Raw genomic sequence first — 20,672 nt, 5'->3', positions numbered from 1 at the left:
TCGAAAACATGCGTTTGTTAGCTTAATTTAATTGCCTGCTCAATGATTTATAGAGCTCACTAAATGAATCTTTCTCCTCCCAAGTTACTTCAATCGAGTAGTTAGAAGACCATAACCAGAGGGCAGAGCATGCAATTAGCCATGATGTATCATTCCCCTCAATCGAAAACTGCTCCAATGCATTCATGATGCGCACGTCAGAATCAGGATGTATTTTTCGGGCGACTTTTGAATTAAAAAATAGTAACGATGATAAGGCAATGGCCACTCCATATTTTGTGGCCGACTCATTCTGAGGAAAAATTCCTTCAACCAATAAATCAATAGCTTGCTTATCAGCTTCCATTTCAAATTCTTTTTTTTCTAAATCGCTTAAGAAGCCTCTGGTTGAAGCTTCACAATGCCCAAGGTCAACATGAGAAAACTCATGACAAAGAATGAAGTTGACACCATACAAAAATAATTCGTTTGTTTTCTCTATATCTGAGGCATGTTCAGGACTGTATTTTTCTGGGTTAGGAATACTAACTGTGTCCCAGTCTGAATAATTTTCAATTAAGCTTAGCGCGTAACTAAAAGCGTTATTGGCTAATAATCTTCGGGGATTTTTTTCATTGAGCTGTTCTGAAATGAGCAAATCCGAGTAGATGTATAAACTGTACGTCATGCACCATAAATAGGCTAAGAAGGTTTCCTGTATATGTATCTCTTTTGCGCAATTATATACAAATGGTCCTTTTACTTTTTCACCATTTGAAGCATTTCGATTGACTGTATAAATTATTTCACTTTTTAGACCTTGATTTTTAATCACATCCAAGGTTGTTGATAGGAAGTTAGCAGTCGTACTTTCAAACTGTGCAATTATATTGTGCTGAAGAACCCTTACTGGAAGATGTCCTTTGTGGCTATTATTGTAGTGATTTATCATCATATCGATTATTTAAGCTAACGCCGCCAGCAGGGGCCGAAAAAACAATGTGAAGCGGCGGTTACTTGGCCCCTTTGGCTGACTTTGTTAGGACTTTTTGTTAGATTTATTATATTCATCTTTTAGCTTTATAAGCTCAATATTAAGTTGCTCAATTTCACGTTTATAGTTTTCATTGGAAATCTTCAATTCATCAATTTGACGCACAGCGTCGTCTAATTTCTCATGACTATTGACGATATTTTTATTAAGAATATTTAGAGAGCGTAATATTTCAGTAAGAACTAACTTTGATTCGTTACTACTCTCTTCTACCGACTGCCTAGACTTTTCTAAAGATTCAGTTATTTTTGAACTATAGCTATCCAGCGCGATTTGCTGATTTTCACTGAATGATACGCCTGAAATACTCGACCACCCCGTCAAAACGAGGCCCGATATGGTAAGTAAAATTACTGCGATAGATAGCTTTACATTTTTTCTTGCGTGACGATCTGTCACATCACCACCAGATTTAATCTCAGCTGCAATCTCTGTCTGAATTTTGTTTGCTTCAACCATAAACTCAGAAGCTTGAGAGGACGAGTTAATAAGTTTATCAAGCCTCTTAGCCAATTCTTCGAATGGCTCTCTACGAACTTTTTCCTTTTTTCTCTCAATTGCAGCCCAGTCAATAGTTTTTAATTGAGAAGTAACGGGAGATAGTTCAATTTTAGGTATGGCTCTGGCTGCTTCAAATGACTTAGCCAAAGACTCCCCAAGCATTAAGTTTTTTGCGATTCCACCCGTTAGTGATTTAGAAAAGCTACCTAATTTCGGCATGGAATCAAAGATACTCTTCATCCTTTCACGCTGATTTTCCTGTTCTAAGCATGCAAGGCGATGAAGGTATTGGATATTGTCTTCATCGTCATTCTTAGGGTGAAGAATATCACTGTACTCGGAATAGTGAACTTCCTCTCCTTTTTCATTGTTTTTCTTTTTAAATTCTCGTTTCTTAAAAAGGTACTCATTATCTTGGATATATGCTTCAGCTATATCCTCAAGCTCCTTCTCTGTTAAGCTTTCTATATCCTCCCGTGTCAAGACGGGCTCATCGGGCTTATAAATACCTTCCTTTAAGCTGTTTTCTGGGTAGCATACAAACTTGAAGAGATTCTTTACATACTCCCGCGGTTCTGCTTCTGCAACAGAAGAACTTAGTGCCTTTAATAGTGATGACTGATTGCCTACGCTAATTGAGAACAAGAATAATGTTCCGAGACTTGTATCTATATTCGTGTCAGATTTAACTTTAAGCAGTTCTGAAATATCTAATGCCACAAACTGTCCTTCGTCCTATCAATTTGATATCGAGCGATTCGGTCGTTTTTATACCGTGAACCGTCTCAAGTTTCTACTTTAGGAACCTTTTATCATAGTGGATAACTTATTGCTACAAAAAGCTTTCTACGTTTAAAATCGATCGTTTTCCTAACTATATGAGAAACTTATAAATAAGTAGCCAAAAATAGACAAAGCGAAGATCTGCAATTCGCTCAATTAGGACTCTAACTCATTTTGAGGCACTTCTGAGCTATGAAATGCCACCTATTGAAGTTCTGGGAAAAGTGAGCTAGGAACCTTACTAAACTATCGATAGATTATTTCAACTATGGTTGAACTTATAAAGCCCAAAAGAAAGGTTTGTCATCGCCATCCTCCTTTCAAGCTTTACAATACATAAATCTAGACTTTAAAGTACTTATTCTCTTGAGATAGCTCTAGAACGATATAGTCCTTGTATTTCCGATAATCGATTTCTTCGAGTTGACTCACCAACATCGATACGACTTGCTGACCAGACAATTTTATGGATTCATCAAACAACTGGCGTATATGTTTAATATCCACTTCATCGATTGAGTCATGTATCACAAACGTAGGTCTCAGCAGGTCTAGTGAATCCACTGACTTAATGTAAGACAAGTCAAATGTGATTGCTTCAAGACGTTTCAAACCTCCATCGTTATTTGACTGGATGTCATCTACAGAAGGCCGGCAGTCACCGTTGGTGGTATCTAAGTTCAGATTAAAATTATATTCGATCCCATAAAAGATCTTGGTATATGCTTTAAAGTTTCTCTTAAATTCTGTTTCGAAAGTGCTAACATTTTGAAGTTCATCAGACAATTTTTCTGACAGCTTTTCTAAATTTTTCGCTTCTTCTTCTAGCCTGGACTCAATACTGTCTTTTTTCTCAACTATAGCATTCAACTCGATCAGGGTTTTATTTAGCTCACCAATTCTTTTAACTGAGTCAGATATTTCATCGATTTTTTTCTTGGACTTCAGTTCAAGATAAAGTGATGATTTTTTCTTCTCCAATAACTTTAGTTCATCAGTAGCTTTGTGTAATTTAGCTTGAAGTTTTTCAAAACCATCAGTGACGAACTCATTCTTCGTATCAAGTAGGTGGTTATGAAAACGCAATACGCTATCATAATCTCTAATAACTGAATCCATCTTAATAGCTGCATAGTAGTATATGCTTTCTAACTCACTAAGCAATTGGTGGTTCTGGTTTGCCTGAAGTAATCTCTTAGTCTTGGTGATATTATTAACTTTAAGATCTAATGACAAAACCTGATCTGATAGATTGTTTTGTTCATTATCAATGCTGTTGATTTCTTCGATAATTGCGAGTTTATTAGTATTGTTCTCACTTAGTAGTAGAGATTTTTCTAACTTGGAGAGCTCATTTTTTGTACTCTTAATAGTACCAATAATTTTGTCATCTTTGATAATACCGTTAAATGAGATAAGTTTCTTTCCATAGTTATCTAGGAAGGTTTTAAGTATCTGGATTTTACTAAGAATTTCAGTGTCTTCGAAGTTAAATAGGTACAAAAATAGTGTGTTACGATCTGCTTGAGAAATAGGGAACTTATCATCATTAAACTTTACTGTTTTTGTCATTCTATTTGCATCAGTTCTCAAAAACTTAGGGGCTAATTTTCTGAGAGTAGGCTTCGTGGAATATACATTGAACATCGTCTTCAATATATGAGTGTTGTACTCTTTCTTAGTTTTACGTTCATTATTGACGTAATAGCAGACCTTAGAGCTTTCAATGGCTAGGTTTCGTTTGATTTCACTGATATTGCCATCTAACCCAATGTAAGAGAGGGAAGAGGTGACGTCGCTTTTTTCAAACAATTGTCGAATACTTGGCTCAGCTGTACCGAATTCTTCATCGATGTATATAGGTTTGATCGAGCCATCTAACAAGAAGTCAATAATACGACCAGGAACAGACTTTCCGATCTGGTTACCAGATAAATTCGAATCTCTTTTGTTAGTAATGATATTTAGAGTATCGTTAAACTTGATTTCTCTAATTACATTTCCATCAACTTTTGTTATTAATGTGAGTAGCTTCATTGATGAAAACCTCATCGTTTTTATATGTAATAGCGGAAATAGTGAATAGCCAGTCTAACGTTAGGATCATGTGGTCTATAGAAATAGACAATTCTTTTTCCCCCAACTTCATTAGGCGAGTAATTTTCATCTTACGGCTTTTTGTTTCATGAAGTTGTTTCAAAACAAAAGCGCCAATATAGACAACATTGGTCTCAGGGTTAGAACCTTTAGTCGGTATCATTAGGGTTCTCCAGCACGTAGCATTCAACAAAGGCATGGGCAATCACGATGTTAATCCCAACAGACATCTGTTCTTTGGTGAAATTGATATTAGAAGACTTGTAAAGGAAATTGCTTAGTTGCTTCTTAACATCATTGATAATTTCATCAGCATGTTTTTTAACCTCATCCATGTCGGGCTCCCAAGCATCAATGTTGAACTTGCTCAATGCGGAACCGTACATGCCATTCAATATCAACATTGCAGTTTGTTTCCCATTGACGACATTCTTTTCAACTATGTTGTACGCCGATTCAATGTGTGAAGAATAACTCTTGTACTGAAGAACGATTGTTCTATTCTCTTTCAACTGATTGTGTTCGATTTTTTTTGAAACTTTAGGCGGGAATGAACGGTCCCTGATGTCTATAATGACGTCATCCTGAGATATCTTGCTGATAATGTCATTGATGATAGAGTCGACCTTAGACTCTGGTGACTCCGCATTATTGAAATCACCTTTCACTTCACCTATCTGGACTAACGTACCTGTCATACTCTTACTATTACCTATCTCATTGATTGAGATTAAAGTCACCATTCAATACACCAGTATTGATGTTGGTTTTACCTTCTTGCTTTACGTCTTGTTGGTTGCCGTGGGTGCTGTTGTTCTGGATGCTGATGATCTTCTGCTCTAGCTTGTAGTTATTGGTTTCGAGCTTTTCACATTTAATCTTCAGCTTGTTCTTTGCACTTTGCTGTACAAACGCATAGATGAAGCCAACTACACTGCAAACCCATGCTATTGCTACCCCAAGAGGGCTAGAAAACCAAGTTAAAAATATATCCATATAATTTCATACCGTTAAATAAATTAATTTTATAGAGTTTTTAACTGGTTTACTACAGGCTACTAATTATAAAGAGCTAAAGCTCTGAGTAGTTATGGCAGAACCTTCTTAGAGTAAGCATTCAAATTAGAGAAATAAGGAAAAATTTATGTATCATAAGATTGCATAGTAGAGTGTCCGATCTAACCGGTTTAAATAAATAACTATTAATCCGACTGCTCTTCTTTAGGTACTAATATTTCAAACCAATCTATTACATGATCATCTAGCTTAAAATTAATCTCAAATTGTCGAAGTAAAGTGTGCTCAGGGTAGCTTTCTACAGCCATTTCAACCATTTCAATTGCGGAATGATAATCCCCAGACGAACGATAACGTTCAGCTAATTGAAGTATCATTCCAGCTTCAAATAACTTGGGGCAGCGAAATTTTAGTTTATTATCTCTTTCTTTAAAGTAGTTAATTAGACAGTCATAATGAATTTTAATATCCCACCCAGGGACTTTGTTAAAAAGAAGGTTAACGATTAGTGCTTCTGCACTTGGGCTTGATAATTGTTTTTCATAGACAGTAATGAAACTATCAGAGTTTTCCATTCGCTGTGATTGTGAAACGAAACCATTAAAAATAATATAAAGAGCTATAAAAGATAATTTATCACCTTTTTTAAGCTCATTTACTTTTTCCTCAACAGCTGTCAGCAATTCTGTTAAATCCGTAACCACAGCTTTAGGGTCTGTTGTCATAAGGTTAGATAGCTGAGATAAAAAACCTTCTAGTTTCATGCTACCAGCACCTTGATATAGGCTAGGTCTACCAACCCAATATTGAGGTGCCATCGGCATTTGTAAGACTCCTGCTCTCTCAAGGGAATAATCATAAATTTCTTTTTCAACGTTAGGCTGACGCATAATGAAATCTGTTATTACATGCCTTGCAAGCCGTGATAGCCCTTGGATAGTTAGCCATGTCTTTTTATTAATTCTGCATGTTTCTGTATGCGAATTAGTCGTGGTTAACTGATCTGGAAGTTTTCGTAAGTTATGAATATATTGTGATCGAGCTTGGTAAGCGTTTGATAAAGCTTTAGGTAAATCATTTTTCGATATAGGGTTTAGAACATTTTCTGTTTCTTCTCGAAAGTACGAAGGGCTTATATTTTCTAGAGAAAAATCTCTAAATCGACGACTTAGAGATGTATGTTCAATATCTAGAAGGGTTGACCTCACTTTTTCTGAGACTGCCTCATCTGCATCAGATAGCGCTGAGTCAATTAGCCGTCTTTTTCTCTGGTCATAATCCAACCATGATGCTTTGTGACCATCGAAATTTTGTGCAAGGGATTCTATAGAAGCAACCAATAATGTATACGCCAATTCGAAGTCATCAGCTATACGTTGCATACCAGTTACGTATGTTCGAATTGAGCTCATAACCCCTAAATAAGTATGTCTTTTTAAACCTATAAGATGTTTTATTAGTTTGAGTAAGTGTTCTTCGTCTTTATCATTACAGTAAACATCTTTATCAAATACCCGTTTTACTACTTGCTTTGGTGTAGAATGTGTAGAAATCCCGCGTTGTTCACCAAGCAATCGATCTGTAAGGGTATAGCTAGGAGAAGCTGTACAGTTCAATGCAAACGAAAGAATGGCAGAAAAATCCAATATATATGGATCTACTCCATGTGAGGTGAGTACCCCTGCCCCCTGACCGCTAGCTTCGATTAACTCTTCTAATTCATAAACAACAGCGTTTGATTGCCCCAGGTTTGATGTTGATAAAAGGGAACCAGCTTCTGTAACCAGCTTTTTATCTCGACTTAGTATTAAGTTTGTATAAAGTATCCCTCGCAGATTATTTCTATACTCAACATTTCTTTGGAACATTTTTCCTGAACATATCTGTAGCATTATTGAGCCTTCAACTAATAATCACCATAGGAATAGTCATACATTAGAGAAACTAGGTCAATGTTAGGAAGAGAACACACTGTATTTTTTTAGTTCTAACAAAGTTTTAGGGCAAAGATGAGTTATAAGGATAAGCCATCTCAGAACAAAAGCGCTTTAGTTAGTCGGCTGTATTAGCGATTTTCGCAAAAAGATTAATCTGACCTTTTCCTTCAAAGTTTTTTATTATTATCATTCAGATTAAGTGTAATTGAACCTGTTGCAAGCTGTACTTTGTTATTTAGAATTTTTGGCTATCCATTCTGAAATCTAGCAAATTTTTCTAACAGTTTCAGAATATTGAATGTTCAACTGCTGCACGCTAACAAAAGAACGTACAATACCATCTGTTCAAAAAAGAGGTCATCCTCATTGATTTCAAAAATTCATGATACTCCTTCATCGGCGCTTGTTGAGGTGTAACTGCCTTTTTCAATCTAAAGAATTTTAATGTTGTTATACGTTTTGTTTAAATCTGCAAGTTTTCTTTCCAATACTGAAACTTTGTTTGATAGTTCAGCGTTATCCATTTCATATCTTGCATTTATCGAAACTAGTTTTTTGATATCTACTTCTAATTCTGCTTTTTCTATTTTTAATTGAGCTTTCTCAGATTTTAATTTCTTAAGTTTATCCTTAACTGAATCTTCATTAGCCATAGCCACAGCTAAATTATGAGCTTTTATTTTCGAGGCGATTTCAGGGTAACGATTATAAATGGTCGAATGGCTTATTCCTGCTGAACTAGCAATTGCAGAGGTATTTAACTTTGCTCTAGGTGAAGCATTTATGGCTTCCTCTAACGAAGCTTCTAGTCTATCAATTGTTTTCATTTTTTAGAAACTCACTTTCTTTTAAATACTACTTCTCTATCTCACCAAGCTTTTTGATAATTTTATCAGCTTGTTTAATATAATTTTCAGCCCTTTGTCTTACTGGTACCCCCAAACCATCCAATCGTAACAGTTCTGAATGTTGTTTCCTCAACCCTTTCCACATAGGTAGATGAGCCTTATCAATAATCGAATTATCACAGTCTACACAGTGAATGGCATCATATATTCCTTCACCACCACAGCCATCACCAGAGGCCAAGCACCAACTATGACCAGTACCACGAATATGCACAGTGTCACTTATCTGACTAATAAGATTTGGTAAATCTTTTGCTGTTTTAAGTATTCCTCGTTGCCTAAATGCAGCTATTGCTGCACCTCGCCCACCAAGTAAAGGCGTATCTGTCGATATCCAATCCGAAACTAAAACCTGCTGTAATTCATTTCTTTCAGTTAAGACATCATCAAACAAAGAGTCATCAAAATCAGAGTTATTTGCATAATGCAGAGTCATATCAAGTGACCAATGCTTAAAATGTTCTCTCAGGTAACGTAAATCACCTAACGCACTTCTAGCTGCTAAACAGGCAAATGTGCGTCTAAATTGATGACTTCTTAGCGTCCATATGCTATTGCCGGATAAACCAAGATCGTTATTGCTATCATAAGTATTTAAATCAAATGTAGCAGCATAATCAGAAAGTGATTTATTAAAGTGCTGATTAGAGAGTACACCATAAGTATTAGTTTTATAGTCTTTAGTCAAAAACAAGCAGTCTTTCATTTTTTGTTGCTTGTAAGCGTCATTAGGCTCAAGGTATTTGAGAGATCTCTCAATAAACCGGCTGTACTGGGAAGAAATTCTAGTCAGATGATTAATGGCAATTTCAACAACATCGGGTACCATCCATTGAGCTGGCTTAGGTTCAGTTTCAAGTTTGTAAGTTAACCCCTTGAGCCAGCAATATTCTTCATTATCCCAACCTAAATTTCTGTAAAATGCACCACACTTTAAGGAAGCTATTTCAGAGTTACGCATACCAGTTAATAATGCTATGACAATATAACAGGCGGTACGTACCAATGTGAGCATTTTCTTATGCTCTGCTCTATTCTTGAATCCATTTTCAGTCAGTACCTTACTAAGGTCATTTCTTACTTGATATTTCCTAAATATCAAGTATTCCGCGTGAGCATGAGGATGCCCTACTTTAAGGGGAGACGTTTGGTTTTCTCTTTTAATCTGTTCATCAAAATGTAAATCGATTAAATCATTTGAATACTTGAGTACATTGAAAACTGGAATCGATTTAGTATTAATTAATTCTATTGCCGACTTATATAGCTTCACACATAGTTTATCCGGAATACGTGCTGTTTGTTTTACCGGTTTCACATTCGACTGATTTCCCTGATAAGCTAAGTAATAGGCGGTACTATCTGGCCAAGGGTGCATTTTTAGCGAATCATTCAGCTCATCCTTAAAAGCAAACAAATCCTCTAATAATGAAAAGTTTTTCAGCATCATTGATGCTGAAATTGAGTTATTGCTACTCTCTTTTTTAAATTTCACGTAATCAAGTGCTAACTTAGGTGTTACTTGTGAAAAACTTTTTACTGAATGTAAGAGCAAGTAATTAATAAAAGATCTGAGACTATGCCAGTTGGATATTAAGCTTTGTGGTGATAAGTATTTACCTGATTTAGGACTAACTTTGTGGAACCTAACATATAAATACTCTTTAGCTGCTCGCAATAACTGTTCGTTTTGCTGATCAAGTAGCGTTGTACCATTTACCAATCGAGCATTGAATTTTATCACACAACGACTTTTTGCTGCATTTAAGTTATGTATATAAGGACTAAAATCCCAAATATCGCAGTCAAATAATGACAGCACATTACCGGAATTATCATATGAGATAATATGATTTGTATGTTTCTTACTTGTTAACGGAATATATTCAGGTTTCAGTGCTCTCATATAGCTATCAAACTCATACGTTCTACCCACATAGGGTGTGGTTGTACCCTAGCCCTTTCCTTAATTTCACAAACTAAGTCATTACAAAAAATGGGCTCTATTTCTGTCTCAATCACTTTAACTACCCAGGAATAATTCTTTTTCCACTTTCGTTTACCAATAAACCCACGCTCCTTAATCAACAGCCAGTAAAATGAAAATAATCGATGTAAATCTGATTCTAGTACAACCTGGTTAGGGCACTTAAAACAAGCGAGAAATCTAGTGCAAGCAATCCCTCCTTTAGATGCGTACCGTCCTGTATATGGATCACTACAACGACCAACCCCTGTATTAAAATCTCCGATTAATATCTTATTTACGTTATCGACATCTATCTCTAGGGCTCTCGATAATGAAGATTTAAATTCATTATCAAACTTATTTCCTGATAATGTGTGAGTGATCACATGACCTAAATATTTATGATTTCTTTCCATTTCAGGTGACACATCCAAATAGTGAGTATTTAACACCGGAGTTGTATTCCCCATAATTCTTGCGGTCTTTACCGGGTCTCCACCAGTTAATTGCCAAATACGATTCCCAAAAGTTTTCCTCATGCGCTTAACCTGGAATTTTAATTCTTTTCCTTGATCATTAATTAGTCCTGCTTTCGTATAAAGAGACTGCACCGACTTCCAAAAATTGACTTCAGATAAACGACAAATTCCTTTTTTGCTTTTTGTAATAAACAAATCACTCTTAATTTCATTGTTTCTTAAAGGAGCGGTTAGCTCACAGACTTCTTTAATCAATACACCAACATCTTTATGAGCAGCATAAACATCCTCTAATTCATAGCTGATACGCATAGCCTGAACTGATGTATTCATCCCTCTCTTTTTATAAGTCGTTAACAAAACATGAGTATCAGGAACTAAAGGATGGGGCTGAATACAATCAGTTTGCATATTAAGAATGCTTGATGTATTGCGGCCAGTCTTAGCAGCTATCATCAAAGCGTAGATAACAAGCTTTTGATTAAAGCAGCCATTAAAGTTATTGTTTCTGACAGCAGATATTTGTGACCAAAGAAAGCGTATTAACCTTGAGTACTCGGATTTCGAATAGGCTTCAGTGCCTTTACCAGAGCGATTAACATTAACAAATGGAGAGTAAGGAAATATTTCACTGGATAATCGCCCTTGTTGCACAAAATAATTTAATAAACTCTTAATGCTTGTATAATGCCTACGAGCTCCTAAAGTTGATAGCTTACCAGTTTCGGTCTTTGCAGGTTTATTGCGTATCCAAATTAATATATCATCGATAGTGCTTCGAGTTATTTGATCGATTGAAGATATAACAATACCTTGCCCTTGCTTGAATTTATGATCTAAAAACTGAAATAGCTGCTTACAACCTTCCGCTGCTAAAAATTCCACTGTTGTTTTTGACAGCTCATGTGATAATTGGTTTACGGCATTAAACAAATCCAACACTAGCTGTTCACGATCCATAAAGGTAGCTGAGAGTAAAGCGTCAGATTTAGGGCGATCTAAGTAATTCCATCTATTAAAATCAACCTTACCTTTGTTTGTTATGAACACTAGATCAGTACTAATATTATTTTTAACAAAATCAACTGGAATTAAATTATTAGTTTGAATTTTAAAGTTCTTTTTGCTACTCACTGCTACTCCATCGCATCTAATTCATTTTGGTAAGTTGATAACTCATGTTCTTGAAGTGACTCAATACAATGCAAGTAAACTGATGTAGTGACGATAGAAGAATGTCCCAGCCTTTCTTTTATCCAAGTTAGTGCTGCCGCTATATTAGTCCTTTGAGATTCAGAGTAGAGCTCTATAGTTGCATATGTGTGCCTCAGCATATGAGGCGACACTTTAAAATCAATTTTTTTCTTCGCTCCAGTATATAATTTTCTGTAAGCATTATTTAAACCAGCTTCACTGTACGGCTCACCAAACCGATTTAGAAAAACAAAAGGAGAATCATAACCATAACGTGATTTAAACTTGTTTGCTCGTGAAACCCCTTCTCCAAAATGAATATGGTCCCATAACTCACGCATTAGTGGTGCTGAAACAAAAATTCTGCGGGGCTTACTGCCTTTAGTTCGCTGACCGGTTTTGCTTGGAACTAAGTCTATTGGTATTCGCATATCAAACCTTCGCATATTCGGCTCAAACAAATACCGTCTTTCAAAGCTGATCAACTCATCTTTTCTTAAACCTGTTGCCAAAATCAATTTAGTCATTAATTTCAATGTTTTATTGTTAATAGAACAAATTAATTGTTTGCATTGTTCGAGTGATATCATCTTGGGTGGAACTTTAAATGTTTTTAAAACAAGATCATTAGATTTGACTATTTTCTGCCCTCTGGTATGACTTAGAAAGCTAGGCACTATTTCCGTCTGTACTTTAAATAATGTTTCCCATGGCTCAAAGCTAATAAGTCCTACACTATAACAATACTCATAAAAACGTTTCAGCCCAGATAGTCGAAGATTAATAGTCGAGTCAGAAACTGCACGTTGACCGTTATTTTTTAAAAGCGACCTTGACCAGTTACGGTATAAAGCAACAGCACTAATACTAAAATGTTGTGAATCATTTAAATAAGGTTCATCCCAATTTAATTCATTAGCTTCTAAAAAAGAAAAATAGTCGTACAAGGCTAAAGCATAGCTCTTTATTGTTTTCTTGCTTTGAATACGGCCATCCTGAATAACCAAATAAATAATGAATCGAAATACTGGTTTCACTATTTCCATTTGATTATTGAGTAATATTGGTACATCTAAATACTCAAGATTTGATACGGTGAAATTATTATCGGTATGAATTATTTTCATATCTGTAACCCAACATAGGTTTAGCGCTCTAATAAGCAGTAACATATTAGCTATGGTAAAGTAACAAATGTAAGGTTATTTTACATACTTTACGCCATTCTTTTGCAACTCACTTATTACAAAGTGGTGCTGATATCAGAACAGTGCAAGAGCAACTTGGTCATAGTGATGTTAAAACAACACAGATTTACACTCATGTACTACAAAGAGGAGCTAACAGCGTTGAAAGTCCTTTATCGGCAATTATCTAAGAATTCTCGCTTCTCGCTTCTCGCTTCTCGCTTCTCGCTTCTCGCTTCTCGCTTCTCAAAATAAAATAATACTATTTACTCATTTTAAGCAATCTTACTAGTACTTTTTTGCAAACCCTGATATTGATACTACTACTTTAGTAACTTTATAAAGCAGACTAATACTTTTAGCTGTAACCCCCAAGGATGTAAATGGGTCCGTTTTCAGATATTGAGGTGCAAAATGCATTTATTCGAACCTGACACAACCACTACATCAAATGGCTCTAGACCCCTTTTATTCTACGTCATAGTGACGTGTGTATTGCTTTTAATCACCGTTTTAAGTTTTCCTTCAAAAGCGCTTACGCACATGTCAGGTGAATTAGACAAGCACCTGAAATCATACAACTATGGTACAAAAGCAGATGATCGTTGGATAATGCCAACTGATAATGAACAACAACTTTTTGAAAGTATGTTTTCTGCTTTTTACCAACAAAACTGGCCCCTTGCTGAAGAATACGCATCACAAATAGGCTATCTTGTAATTCAATTTTCAGACGTCGATACAAATAAAACATATTTTCTATTACAAGAAGAACATCAATTACCTAGCGAAGAGTTCAAAGGCGGTGGCACTTTTGTGTTCAACCCTCTTGGCCTGAACGCCGTACTTCAAGCTCCCCACCCTAAACGTGATTCTTTTACTGGTTCGCAATCAATAGACGCTTTTCTTCACACTCAAAGTAAATTGTTGATGCTGGCAGGAACGCGAAGAGACAGTAGCCATGCAGTCAGTGAATGTACTGGTACAAACTATTCTGCTAGTGATGTAGCACATCAGACCGAATCTTATTTTCAAATCGCACATGAACAAGCTAGTAACTTTGATGATTCGACCGTATTCATTCAGTACCATGGATTTGGTTCAACCACGCGTTCTAAATTGCAGTCTCAATGTAATACCGACAACGACTTAATGCTCAACCTAAGTGAAGGTGTGCGTTACCACACCAATGACAACGAACACAGTATTTTGCATTTATTGCGCAAAAACGTCGAAGCTGGAGGCAAAATTAAAGCCTGTGTATATGGCAATAATACTAAAAGTTTAGGTGGTACTTGGAATGTGCAAGGTCGACACTCAAATGGTTCTGTTGACAGTTGTCACACCAGTGCTGATGCTTCAGCAAAACGCTTTATTCACTTAGAGCAAAGTTACGGTGTAAGAAAATATCACCGTGATGACATGGCTGAATACTTAAAACAGGCTTTAACTCAATATTTTAATTAACATTAAGCAAATCCCCCATACAAAACGGCGAGCTTTGACTCGCCGTTTTTATGCTCAAGCCTAAAAACTTTTTGTACTAAACTTTACTATAACAAACACTGTTAAAGGTGCATTTATGCAGGTTTTGTATATGCCAAAAGAGCCACTCTATATAGCCATTATTTGAATAAGCAATACCTTTGGGTGAAAATTGAATACTTTCACTTGAAATTGTAAGTAGCTATTACTGTTGTGTAGGCGCAATTATATTTGTCTGATAGGTTAAGCGTTTAAACGTATTTAACTGACTACATAATTTGAGGAAAAACGATGCTTTTAAGGAAATCACTTAGTATTGCTTGTTCTGCTGCATTTTTAATTATCACAACGTTTACCCACCAACCAAGTTACGCCTCAAATAGTATTGAGCAACATATTCATAAGCGTTTTCTTGTCTCAGGTGAGAGTGTTAAAGCAACTTCACTGATTGAGCGAATGGCTGAAGATAACGTTCCCGGTTTGAGTATAGCGGTATTGAAAGGCGGTAAAATCGTTTGGGCAAAAGGTTTTGGCATTGCAAACAGTAAAACAAAACAAGTCGTCGACAATAATACTCTCTTTCAAGCCGGCTCTATCAGTAAGCCTATTGGTGCTCTTGCAGCCTTAAAATTAGTCGAAGAAGGCAAGCTTTCACTTGATGAAGACGTAAACAAGTACTTAAAAGGCTTTCAGATCACTGGTCCAAAGTTAACCAAAGCAACACCCGTGACTTTAAGACAGCTACTTACGCATACTGCAGGTCTGTCAGTACATGGCTTTCCTGGTTACGTGTCTAATTCAAATGTCCCTTCAACCCTTGATGTCTTAACAGGTAAAGGAAACACAGACAAAGTTGAGGTTGTACTCACACCCGGCACTGAGTGGCGCTATTCTGGAGGCGGTTATACCCTTATGCAGCTGTTAGTTGAACAAGTATCAGGGCAAACATTTGCAGAATATACGGGTGCAAACATATTAAAGCCTATGGGCATGTCAAATAGCACTTACCAGCATGTCCTACCTCAAAAACTTAAAACAAACACCAGCGCAGCGTTTGATCAACAAGGCAATATGCATACAGCTGTTTACAATGACTATCCTGAAAAACCCGCTGCGGGACTTTGGACAACACCGACCGATATTTTAAAATATGCAGCGCATATGCAAGCGATTATGCAAGGCAAAAAAGACGGTATTTTGCAAAAGAGTACCGTTGAAGACATGTTTACTAAACACCAAAATAGCTGGGGGCTGGGACCTGAGTTGATGGACGTCGACGGCCAACTAGCATTTGGTCATGGCGGAAAAAACTTAGGGTTCACAAATGAATTTATTGCGCTCGTTAATCAAGGTGACGCCTTTGTAGTTATGGCAAATGGCGACAATGCAGGCGGCCTTAACAGCGAGATAATAACGACACTCTCGAAGGTTTATGACGTCGGATTTTCTAAACAAAAAATCATTCAAGCAACAACACTGACAGCAAAACAGCTAAAATCCTATGAAGGCGACTATTTATTGCTTACGGATATTGGTTATAACGGTGACTTCATATCAAAGATCCGGATTGAGGATGGAAAAGTTACGATTAGAAACCCAGGTGATAGCAATACTTCTCGGCTAGTACCAGAAAGTCGCTCTGATTTTATCAGTACAGAATCTGGAAACTCATTTGTCTTTAAAATCGAAGATGGCCAAGTAACAGGCTTAACGGTAGCTGGCCGATTCGAATTGAAAAAGCTCTGATTTAAACGCTGATTTAAAAAAGTGCTTACCCGAAAGTAAGCACTTTACTTTATTACCAAAACACTTAATTAAGTGAACTTGATTTAATTCAGCATCTTTTAATTTGAGATAAAGCGATAATGGCTTAAATTAATTGTGTCAGCATCTCTTCTGAATATTCAACAATTTCCTTACCAGCTTGCACACGCTCAACATAATCTGGATTTGCAATAAACGGGCGACCTATGGCCAATAAATCAAACTTATTCTCAGCGATAGCTTGGCTTCCCGTCTGAGCTGAAAAACCACCGACGCCTACTAGCGTATGCGGATAATTTTTTCGAATATAGTTACTTACAGTGCCGTCTAAATAATCAAACTCCATAGCATCATCAAAAATACCCACATGTAAATAGGCTAATTGACGCTCTGATAATTGATCTAACAAATAGTCAAATACTGCTCTGTCACGCTTATCTGCTTGCATATTGAAATATGCACCTGGTGAAACACGTAATGCCGTTCTATCTGCGCCAATTCTTTCACTAATCGCATCCACGACTTGTAATGGGAAACGCGCCATGTTTTCTGGTGTCTGACCAAACTCATCGTTACGGGTATTACTTGAGTAATGCAAGAACTGGTCAACTAAATATCCATTCGCACCGTGGATCTCAACACCGTCAAAACCGGCATCAATGGCATTTGAAGCTGCTTGTGCAAAGTCTTCAACCATTTGTTGAATTTGTGCTTGAGTCATAGGTGTAGGCGTTTGATATTCAAGGTTACGCATTCTTGGTACTGTGCCTTCTACTTTCACCGCACTTGGTGCAAGTACTTTGTCGCCTTCGTAAAAATACGGGTGAGATACTCGACCTGTATGCCAGATTTGCGCAAAGATTTTTCCACCATTTTTGTGCACCGCATCAGTCACGACACGCCAGCCATTGATTTGCTCTGGCGTATATAAACCAGGTGTATTTGGGTAGCCTTGCCCATCAGCACGTATTTGTGTTGCTTCAGTAATAATTAGACCAGCACAAGCTCGGCGAGCGTAATAATCGGCCATCGCTTGTGTTGGTACTAAATTGTCATCAGCCATACAACGGGTAAGTGGTGCCATCAAAATGCGATTTTTTAATTCTATGGTGTTATTTAATGCAAAAGGTCGAAATAGGTTGTCAGTCATGAGCTTCTCTGTCTGTAACATTCTTGAACGTTTATTCAAGATAGCCTTATTTGAATGAACGTTCAACTACTTTTTTGAACAAACATTCAAATTGATTTAAACTTGCTTAACTAACTCTTCAAGATAGAAACAATGCGTAGTGCCCAATTCGACAAAGTAGCAGTTCTTCGAGCTGCCATGCAGGCCTTTTTAAATAAGGGTTACAACAAAACCAGCATGCAAGATCTCAAACAAGCGACTGGCTTACATCCGGGGTCAATTTACTGTGCATTCGAAAACAAGCGCGGCTTGTTGCTTGCTGCAATTGCACAATATAACCAAGATCGAAGTGACGAGTTTTGTGCGTTTTTCATAAATAGCGACTCGAGTAAGCTGGGCCTTGCTAAATATTTAGATCATATCGTTGAAGAATGTTTGAGCTGCGACACCAGTAAAGCCTGCTTGCTCACCAAAGCGCTTAATGAACTGGCTGAGCAGGACGATGAAGTTCAAACCATGATCAGTCAGCAACTTGAATCATGGCAAACCGCTATCACAGATAAATTTACCCGTGCTCAAAACGAAGGCGATATATCTATGGTGCGCTCGGCTGAGTGTCGAGGCCGATATTTTGTTATGGGTATTTATGGTTTACGTACGTTTGCTAATACTCACCCAGAACCAGAGACATTGAAAAAGTTAGCAAAACAACTTTTCGCTGACGTTTGCGCTTAATCAAAACAAAAAAGAGCCTAAAAGGCTCTTTTTTTTTTTCGCGTTTACTGAGCAGCATTAATATCATCAGGACACTGACGTAAACTCGAGTCTTGTCTGATGTAACACACCTTTTTCAGCAAAGTCACATACTCTATCGACTTCACAAAGCTCGATGTATCCTTGAAAATTGGCTTATTTTGCTCGTCATAGCAATCAAAGTAACCTTGGTTAACAAGGCACACGCCGTTATTGGTGCCGATTAGGTTATCTACCTGCGGTTTATCTGCCAATAAGGTGTTTAAGGTACTTTGTGATTCTCCCCAACACTGCCACTCACCTGAAGTGTATTGTGCACACATATTCGTATTATTTACCGCTACTATGTTCACTGCATTTGCTCTTTCTGGTACCTCTAAAACACTTGCTGGGCCATTTCCATGACAGCTGACGATACCTGTATTAGTCAGTAAGCATGCATACTCTCCGTCTGTTACTCCTTTTTTGATGGTATCCGTTATTTCTCCAGTATCGAGCTTATTACTTCGTTTATCTCTACAGCTTACTTCGTCCGTTCTGAAATAACAGTTATAGGTATCACCTGACTCATAAATACGAGAAGTCATTTTAGTCACAACATCAGATTGAACACGCGTACCTTCATCATCAAGTGCACTTAGTGTCAAGATTAGATAACTTGCAGTTGCATTATTGGTAATTTTTGCGGCGTTTGCTGAGAGTGATTCAATTGATAAATCATCATTGTTGCTTGACCAATTCATCTCTATGTTTTGCGAATTCAAGCGGTCTTGAGCATGACCAAACACATAAAAATCGCTACCTGAAAGAAAGGTTTTCTCTGAGCCTGCAAATAACTTTAAATTACTTCGATTCAATTTAACTTTGACATATTCAATTGCAGAAACGGTACCTGCGTTCATAACGACTTTTAACATTAACTCTGCATTTACTAAAATGTTTTCAGCCTGCAAAGTAAACGTCAGATCTAAGCCATCACGCGTGAGTGTTGCGATATTTAAGTCTGCAAATGAAATACTCGAAATATCTAGGGTTACACTGTCTAATACACCCGCTTTATCAATCGCTTGAGCATTAAATGTAAGTTTTTCATTTTTATACAACTGAGGCAATTCATCTGCTTGGGTAATATCTAAGGTTGCTTTTGTAGCCGATTCACTCATCAAGGTGAAGACAGCTTGTTTTTCAACACTCACATCATTCTTAAAGGTCACCTTGTAATTTACCAAGGTGCTTAATAACGATGTACTTTGAGTCGGCATCACTAAATTCAATTGAGAAGCAGACTCGGTGATGTCTGTGTAAACCTCGTCACTGACTTGCCATTCAAAGCTTTTAATATCATCGGGATTATCTAATTGTACTTTTACAACCACTTCTTGACCGGGGGCAGCATAAGTCCGATTGACTGACAATGATACATTGCCGCTTTGTACAACATTTTTAACTTTAATTTCAGTCTGAACAGATTTTTCTTTACCACTTCGGGTTTTAACCGTTAATACAAGTGTGGCTGTTTGATCATCAGACACATCAGCGGTTTTAATGATCACATCTTTGCTCGATTGACCCACTAACTCACCCAATGAATCATCTAACCACTGCCATTGATAAGACTCGACGACTTCTGAAGTTTGCACGTCGGGTTTGATCAGCATTTGATCGTTTTCATTGCCCTGATAACTAGCATCTAGATTAACAATCAGTTCACCGCTATTTTTAGGCAAAATTTTAATCGTTGTTTGTTTTTCAGCTCTCCCTGCCGTTGTATCTAGTATGAAATCTAACAGATATGACTGAGATTCACTCACATCTGGAGCCGTAAAACTTACCGTTGACTCACCACTCCCACTTACTGAATTACTTGAAATATTCATGTCATCGACAGTCAAATTTGTTAATTGCCAGTCTACTTGCTCAACCTTTTCTTGCGCCATGAACTTTGCCGTTACTTTAACGATTGAACCTGACAGAAACTCATAGTGCTCTTTAAGTTCAATTTCAGCATTTGTTTGAGAAGGCTCTACCGAAATAATAAAAGATTTTGACACCGTATTTTTAGCACTGTCTGTCACCTTGAGTGTCACAACTATTTGCTGTGATTCGGTAATATTGGGAAGTTGAATCAAGACGCCAGCTTCACTCGCGTCTTGAAAGGTAACACCTGCTAAGTTACTCGACCACTCCATTGTAACTGACTCTCCTTCCGGATCGTCGATTTGTGTTGAAAGGCGAATTGCCTGTGCTGAGACAGCTTGCTGCTCACCAGAAATACTAATAGTCGGAGATTTATTATCGGAACTAGGCTGCTCCGGAGTCGGTTTATTATCACTTCCCCCTGAACCACAGGCACTGAGTAAAATGAAACTAAAAAGAAAAATTATATTACGCACAAGTTGATTCCTTCTTGAATGTTTTTCCTAGAAAAGAAACATA

16 protein-coding genes and 1 pseudogene are annotated in these 20,672 nt (G+C 37.1%); 4 read left to right on the top strand and 13 right to left on the bottom strand.

Annotated features, from left to right (window positions below; all coding sequences use genetic code 11):
- Window positions 1-22: 22 nt before the first annotated feature.
- From ACH784_RS18140 to ACH784_RS18090, 11 genes are all read right to left on the bottom strand, one after another.
- Complete coding sequence (locus ACH784_RS18140; protein ID WP_404396221.1) at window positions 23-934, bottom strand: phage exclusion protein Lit family protein; 912 nt, start codon at window positions 932-934, stop codon at window positions 23-25.
- A gap of 84 nt (window positions 935-1,018) precedes the next feature.
- The gene (locus ACH784_RS18135; RefSeq protein WP_404396219.1) at window positions 1,019-2,254 is read right to left on the bottom strand and encodes a hypothetical protein; all 1,236 of its coding nucleotides are present in this window, start codon (window positions 2,252-2,254) and stop codon (window positions 1,019-1,021) included.
- A gap of 405 nt (window positions 2,255-2,659) precedes the next feature.
- Window positions 2,660-4,354 (bottom strand): DUF2326 domain-containing protein, encoded by a 1,695-nt coding sequence (locus ACH784_RS18130; protein WP_404396217.1) that lies wholly within the window; start codon window positions 4,352-4,354, stop codon window positions 2,660-2,662.
- A complete protein-coding gene (locus ACH784_RS18125) occupies window positions 4,323-4,577 on the bottom strand; it encodes an ABC-three component system middle component 6 (RefSeq protein ID WP_404396214.1) in 255 nt (84 codons plus the stop codon). The genes ACH784_RS18130 and ACH784_RS18125 overlap by 32 nt, the downstream gene beginning before the upstream one ends.
- A complete protein-coding gene (locus ACH784_RS18120) occupies window positions 4,564-5,112 on the bottom strand; it encodes a hypothetical protein (protein ID WP_404396213.1) in 549 nt (182 codons plus the stop codon). The genes ACH784_RS18125 and ACH784_RS18120 overlap by 14 nt, the downstream gene beginning before the upstream one ends.
- 19 nt (window positions 5,113-5,131) lie before the next feature.
- On the bottom strand, window positions 5,132-5,410 hold the full coding sequence (locus ACH784_RS18115; RefSeq protein ID WP_404396210.1) for a hypothetical protein: 279 nt from the start codon (window positions 5,408-5,410) through the stop codon (window positions 5,132-5,134).
- A gap of 206 nt (window positions 5,411-5,616) precedes the next feature.
- Window positions 5,617-7,299 carry a hypothetical protein gene (locus ACH784_RS18110; RefSeq protein ID WP_404396208.1) on the bottom strand — a complete coding sequence of 561 codons (1,683 nt, stop codon included), beginning with the start codon at window positions 7,297-7,299 and terminating at the stop codon, window positions 5,617-5,619.
- A gap of 500 nt (window positions 7,300-7,799) precedes the next feature.
- A complete protein-coding gene (locus ACH784_RS18105) occupies window positions 7,800-8,195 on the bottom strand; it encodes a hypothetical protein (protein WP_404396205.1) in 396 nt (131 codons plus the stop codon).
- A 28-nt stretch (window positions 8,196-8,223) separates the two neighbouring features.
- Window positions 8,224-10,182, bottom strand: a complete 1,959-nt coding sequence (locus ACH784_RS18100; RefSeq protein WP_404396203.1) for a hypothetical protein — start codon at window positions 10,180-10,182, stop codon at window positions 8,224-8,226.
- Complete coding sequence (locus ACH784_RS18095) at window positions 10,179-11,858, bottom strand: hypothetical protein (RefSeq protein WP_404396200.1); 1,680 nt, start codon at window positions 11,856-11,858, stop codon at window positions 10,179-10,181. The genes ACH784_RS18100 and ACH784_RS18095 overlap by 4 nt, the downstream gene beginning before the upstream one ends.
- Before the next feature lie 2 nt (window positions 11,859-11,860).
- Window positions 11,861-13,045 (bottom strand): tyrosine-type recombinase/integrase, encoded by a 1,185-nt coding sequence (locus ACH784_RS18090; protein ID WP_404396198.1) that lies wholly within the window; start codon window positions 13,043-13,045, stop codon window positions 11,861-11,863.
- 74 nt (window positions 13,046-13,119) lie between these two features.
- Here ACH784_RS18090 and ACH784_RS18085 point away from each other — a divergent pair.
- The 3 genes and pseudogenes from ACH784_RS18085 to ACH784_RS18075 form a co-directional block, all read left to right on the top strand.
- Window positions 13,120-13,296, top strand: a pseudogene (locus tag ACH784_RS18085) (tyrosine-type recombinase/integrase); the annotation flags it as partial.
- A gap of 223 nt (window positions 13,297-13,519) precedes the next feature.
- On the top strand, window positions 13,520-14,572 hold the full coding sequence (locus ACH784_RS18080; RefSeq protein ID WP_404396194.1) for a hypothetical protein: 1,053 nt from the start codon (window positions 13,520-13,522) through the stop codon (window positions 14,570-14,572).
- A gap of 309 nt (window positions 14,573-14,881) precedes the next feature.
- Window positions 14,882-16,336, top strand: coding sequence for a serine hydrolase domain-containing protein (locus tag ACH784_RS18075; RefSeq protein WP_404396191.1), 1,455 nt, complete (start codon window positions 14,882-14,884; stop codon window positions 16,334-16,336).
- A gap of 124 nt (window positions 16,337-16,460) precedes the next feature.
- On the opposite strand, the gene ACH784_RS18070 is transcribed toward ACH784_RS18075, so the two are convergent.
- Window positions 16,461-17,504 (bottom strand): alkene reductase, encoded by a 1,044-nt coding sequence (locus ACH784_RS18070; protein WP_404396189.1) that lies wholly within the window; start codon window positions 17,502-17,504, stop codon window positions 16,461-16,463.
- 132 nt (window positions 17,505-17,636) lie between these two features.
- Between ACH784_RS18070 and ACH784_RS18065 the strand changes: the two genes are divergently transcribed.
- Window positions 17,637-18,218 carry a TetR/AcrR family transcriptional regulator gene (locus ACH784_RS18065; protein ID WP_404396187.1) on the top strand — a complete coding sequence of 194 codons (582 nt, stop codon included), beginning with the start codon at window positions 17,637-17,639 and terminating at the stop codon, window positions 18,216-18,218.
- 44 nt (window positions 18,219-18,262) lie between these two features.
- On the opposite strand, the gene ACH784_RS18060 is transcribed toward ACH784_RS18065, so the two are convergent.
- On the bottom strand, window positions 18,263-20,629 hold the full coding sequence (locus ACH784_RS18060; protein WP_404396184.1) for a hypothetical protein: 2,367 nt from the start codon (window positions 20,627-20,629) through the stop codon (window positions 18,263-18,265).
- Between the last annotated feature and the right edge of the window lie 43 nt (window positions 20,630-20,672).

Source organism: Pseudoalteromonas phenolica, from assembly GCF_044788725.1.
GTDB classification, from domain to species: domain Bacteria; phylum Pseudomonadota; class Gammaproteobacteria; order Enterobacterales; family Alteromonadaceae; genus Pseudoalteromonas; species Pseudoalteromonas phenolica_C.
The sequence above is the reverse complement of the archived record's forward strand: the minus strand, read 5'-3'. Positions and strand labels throughout refer to the sequence as shown.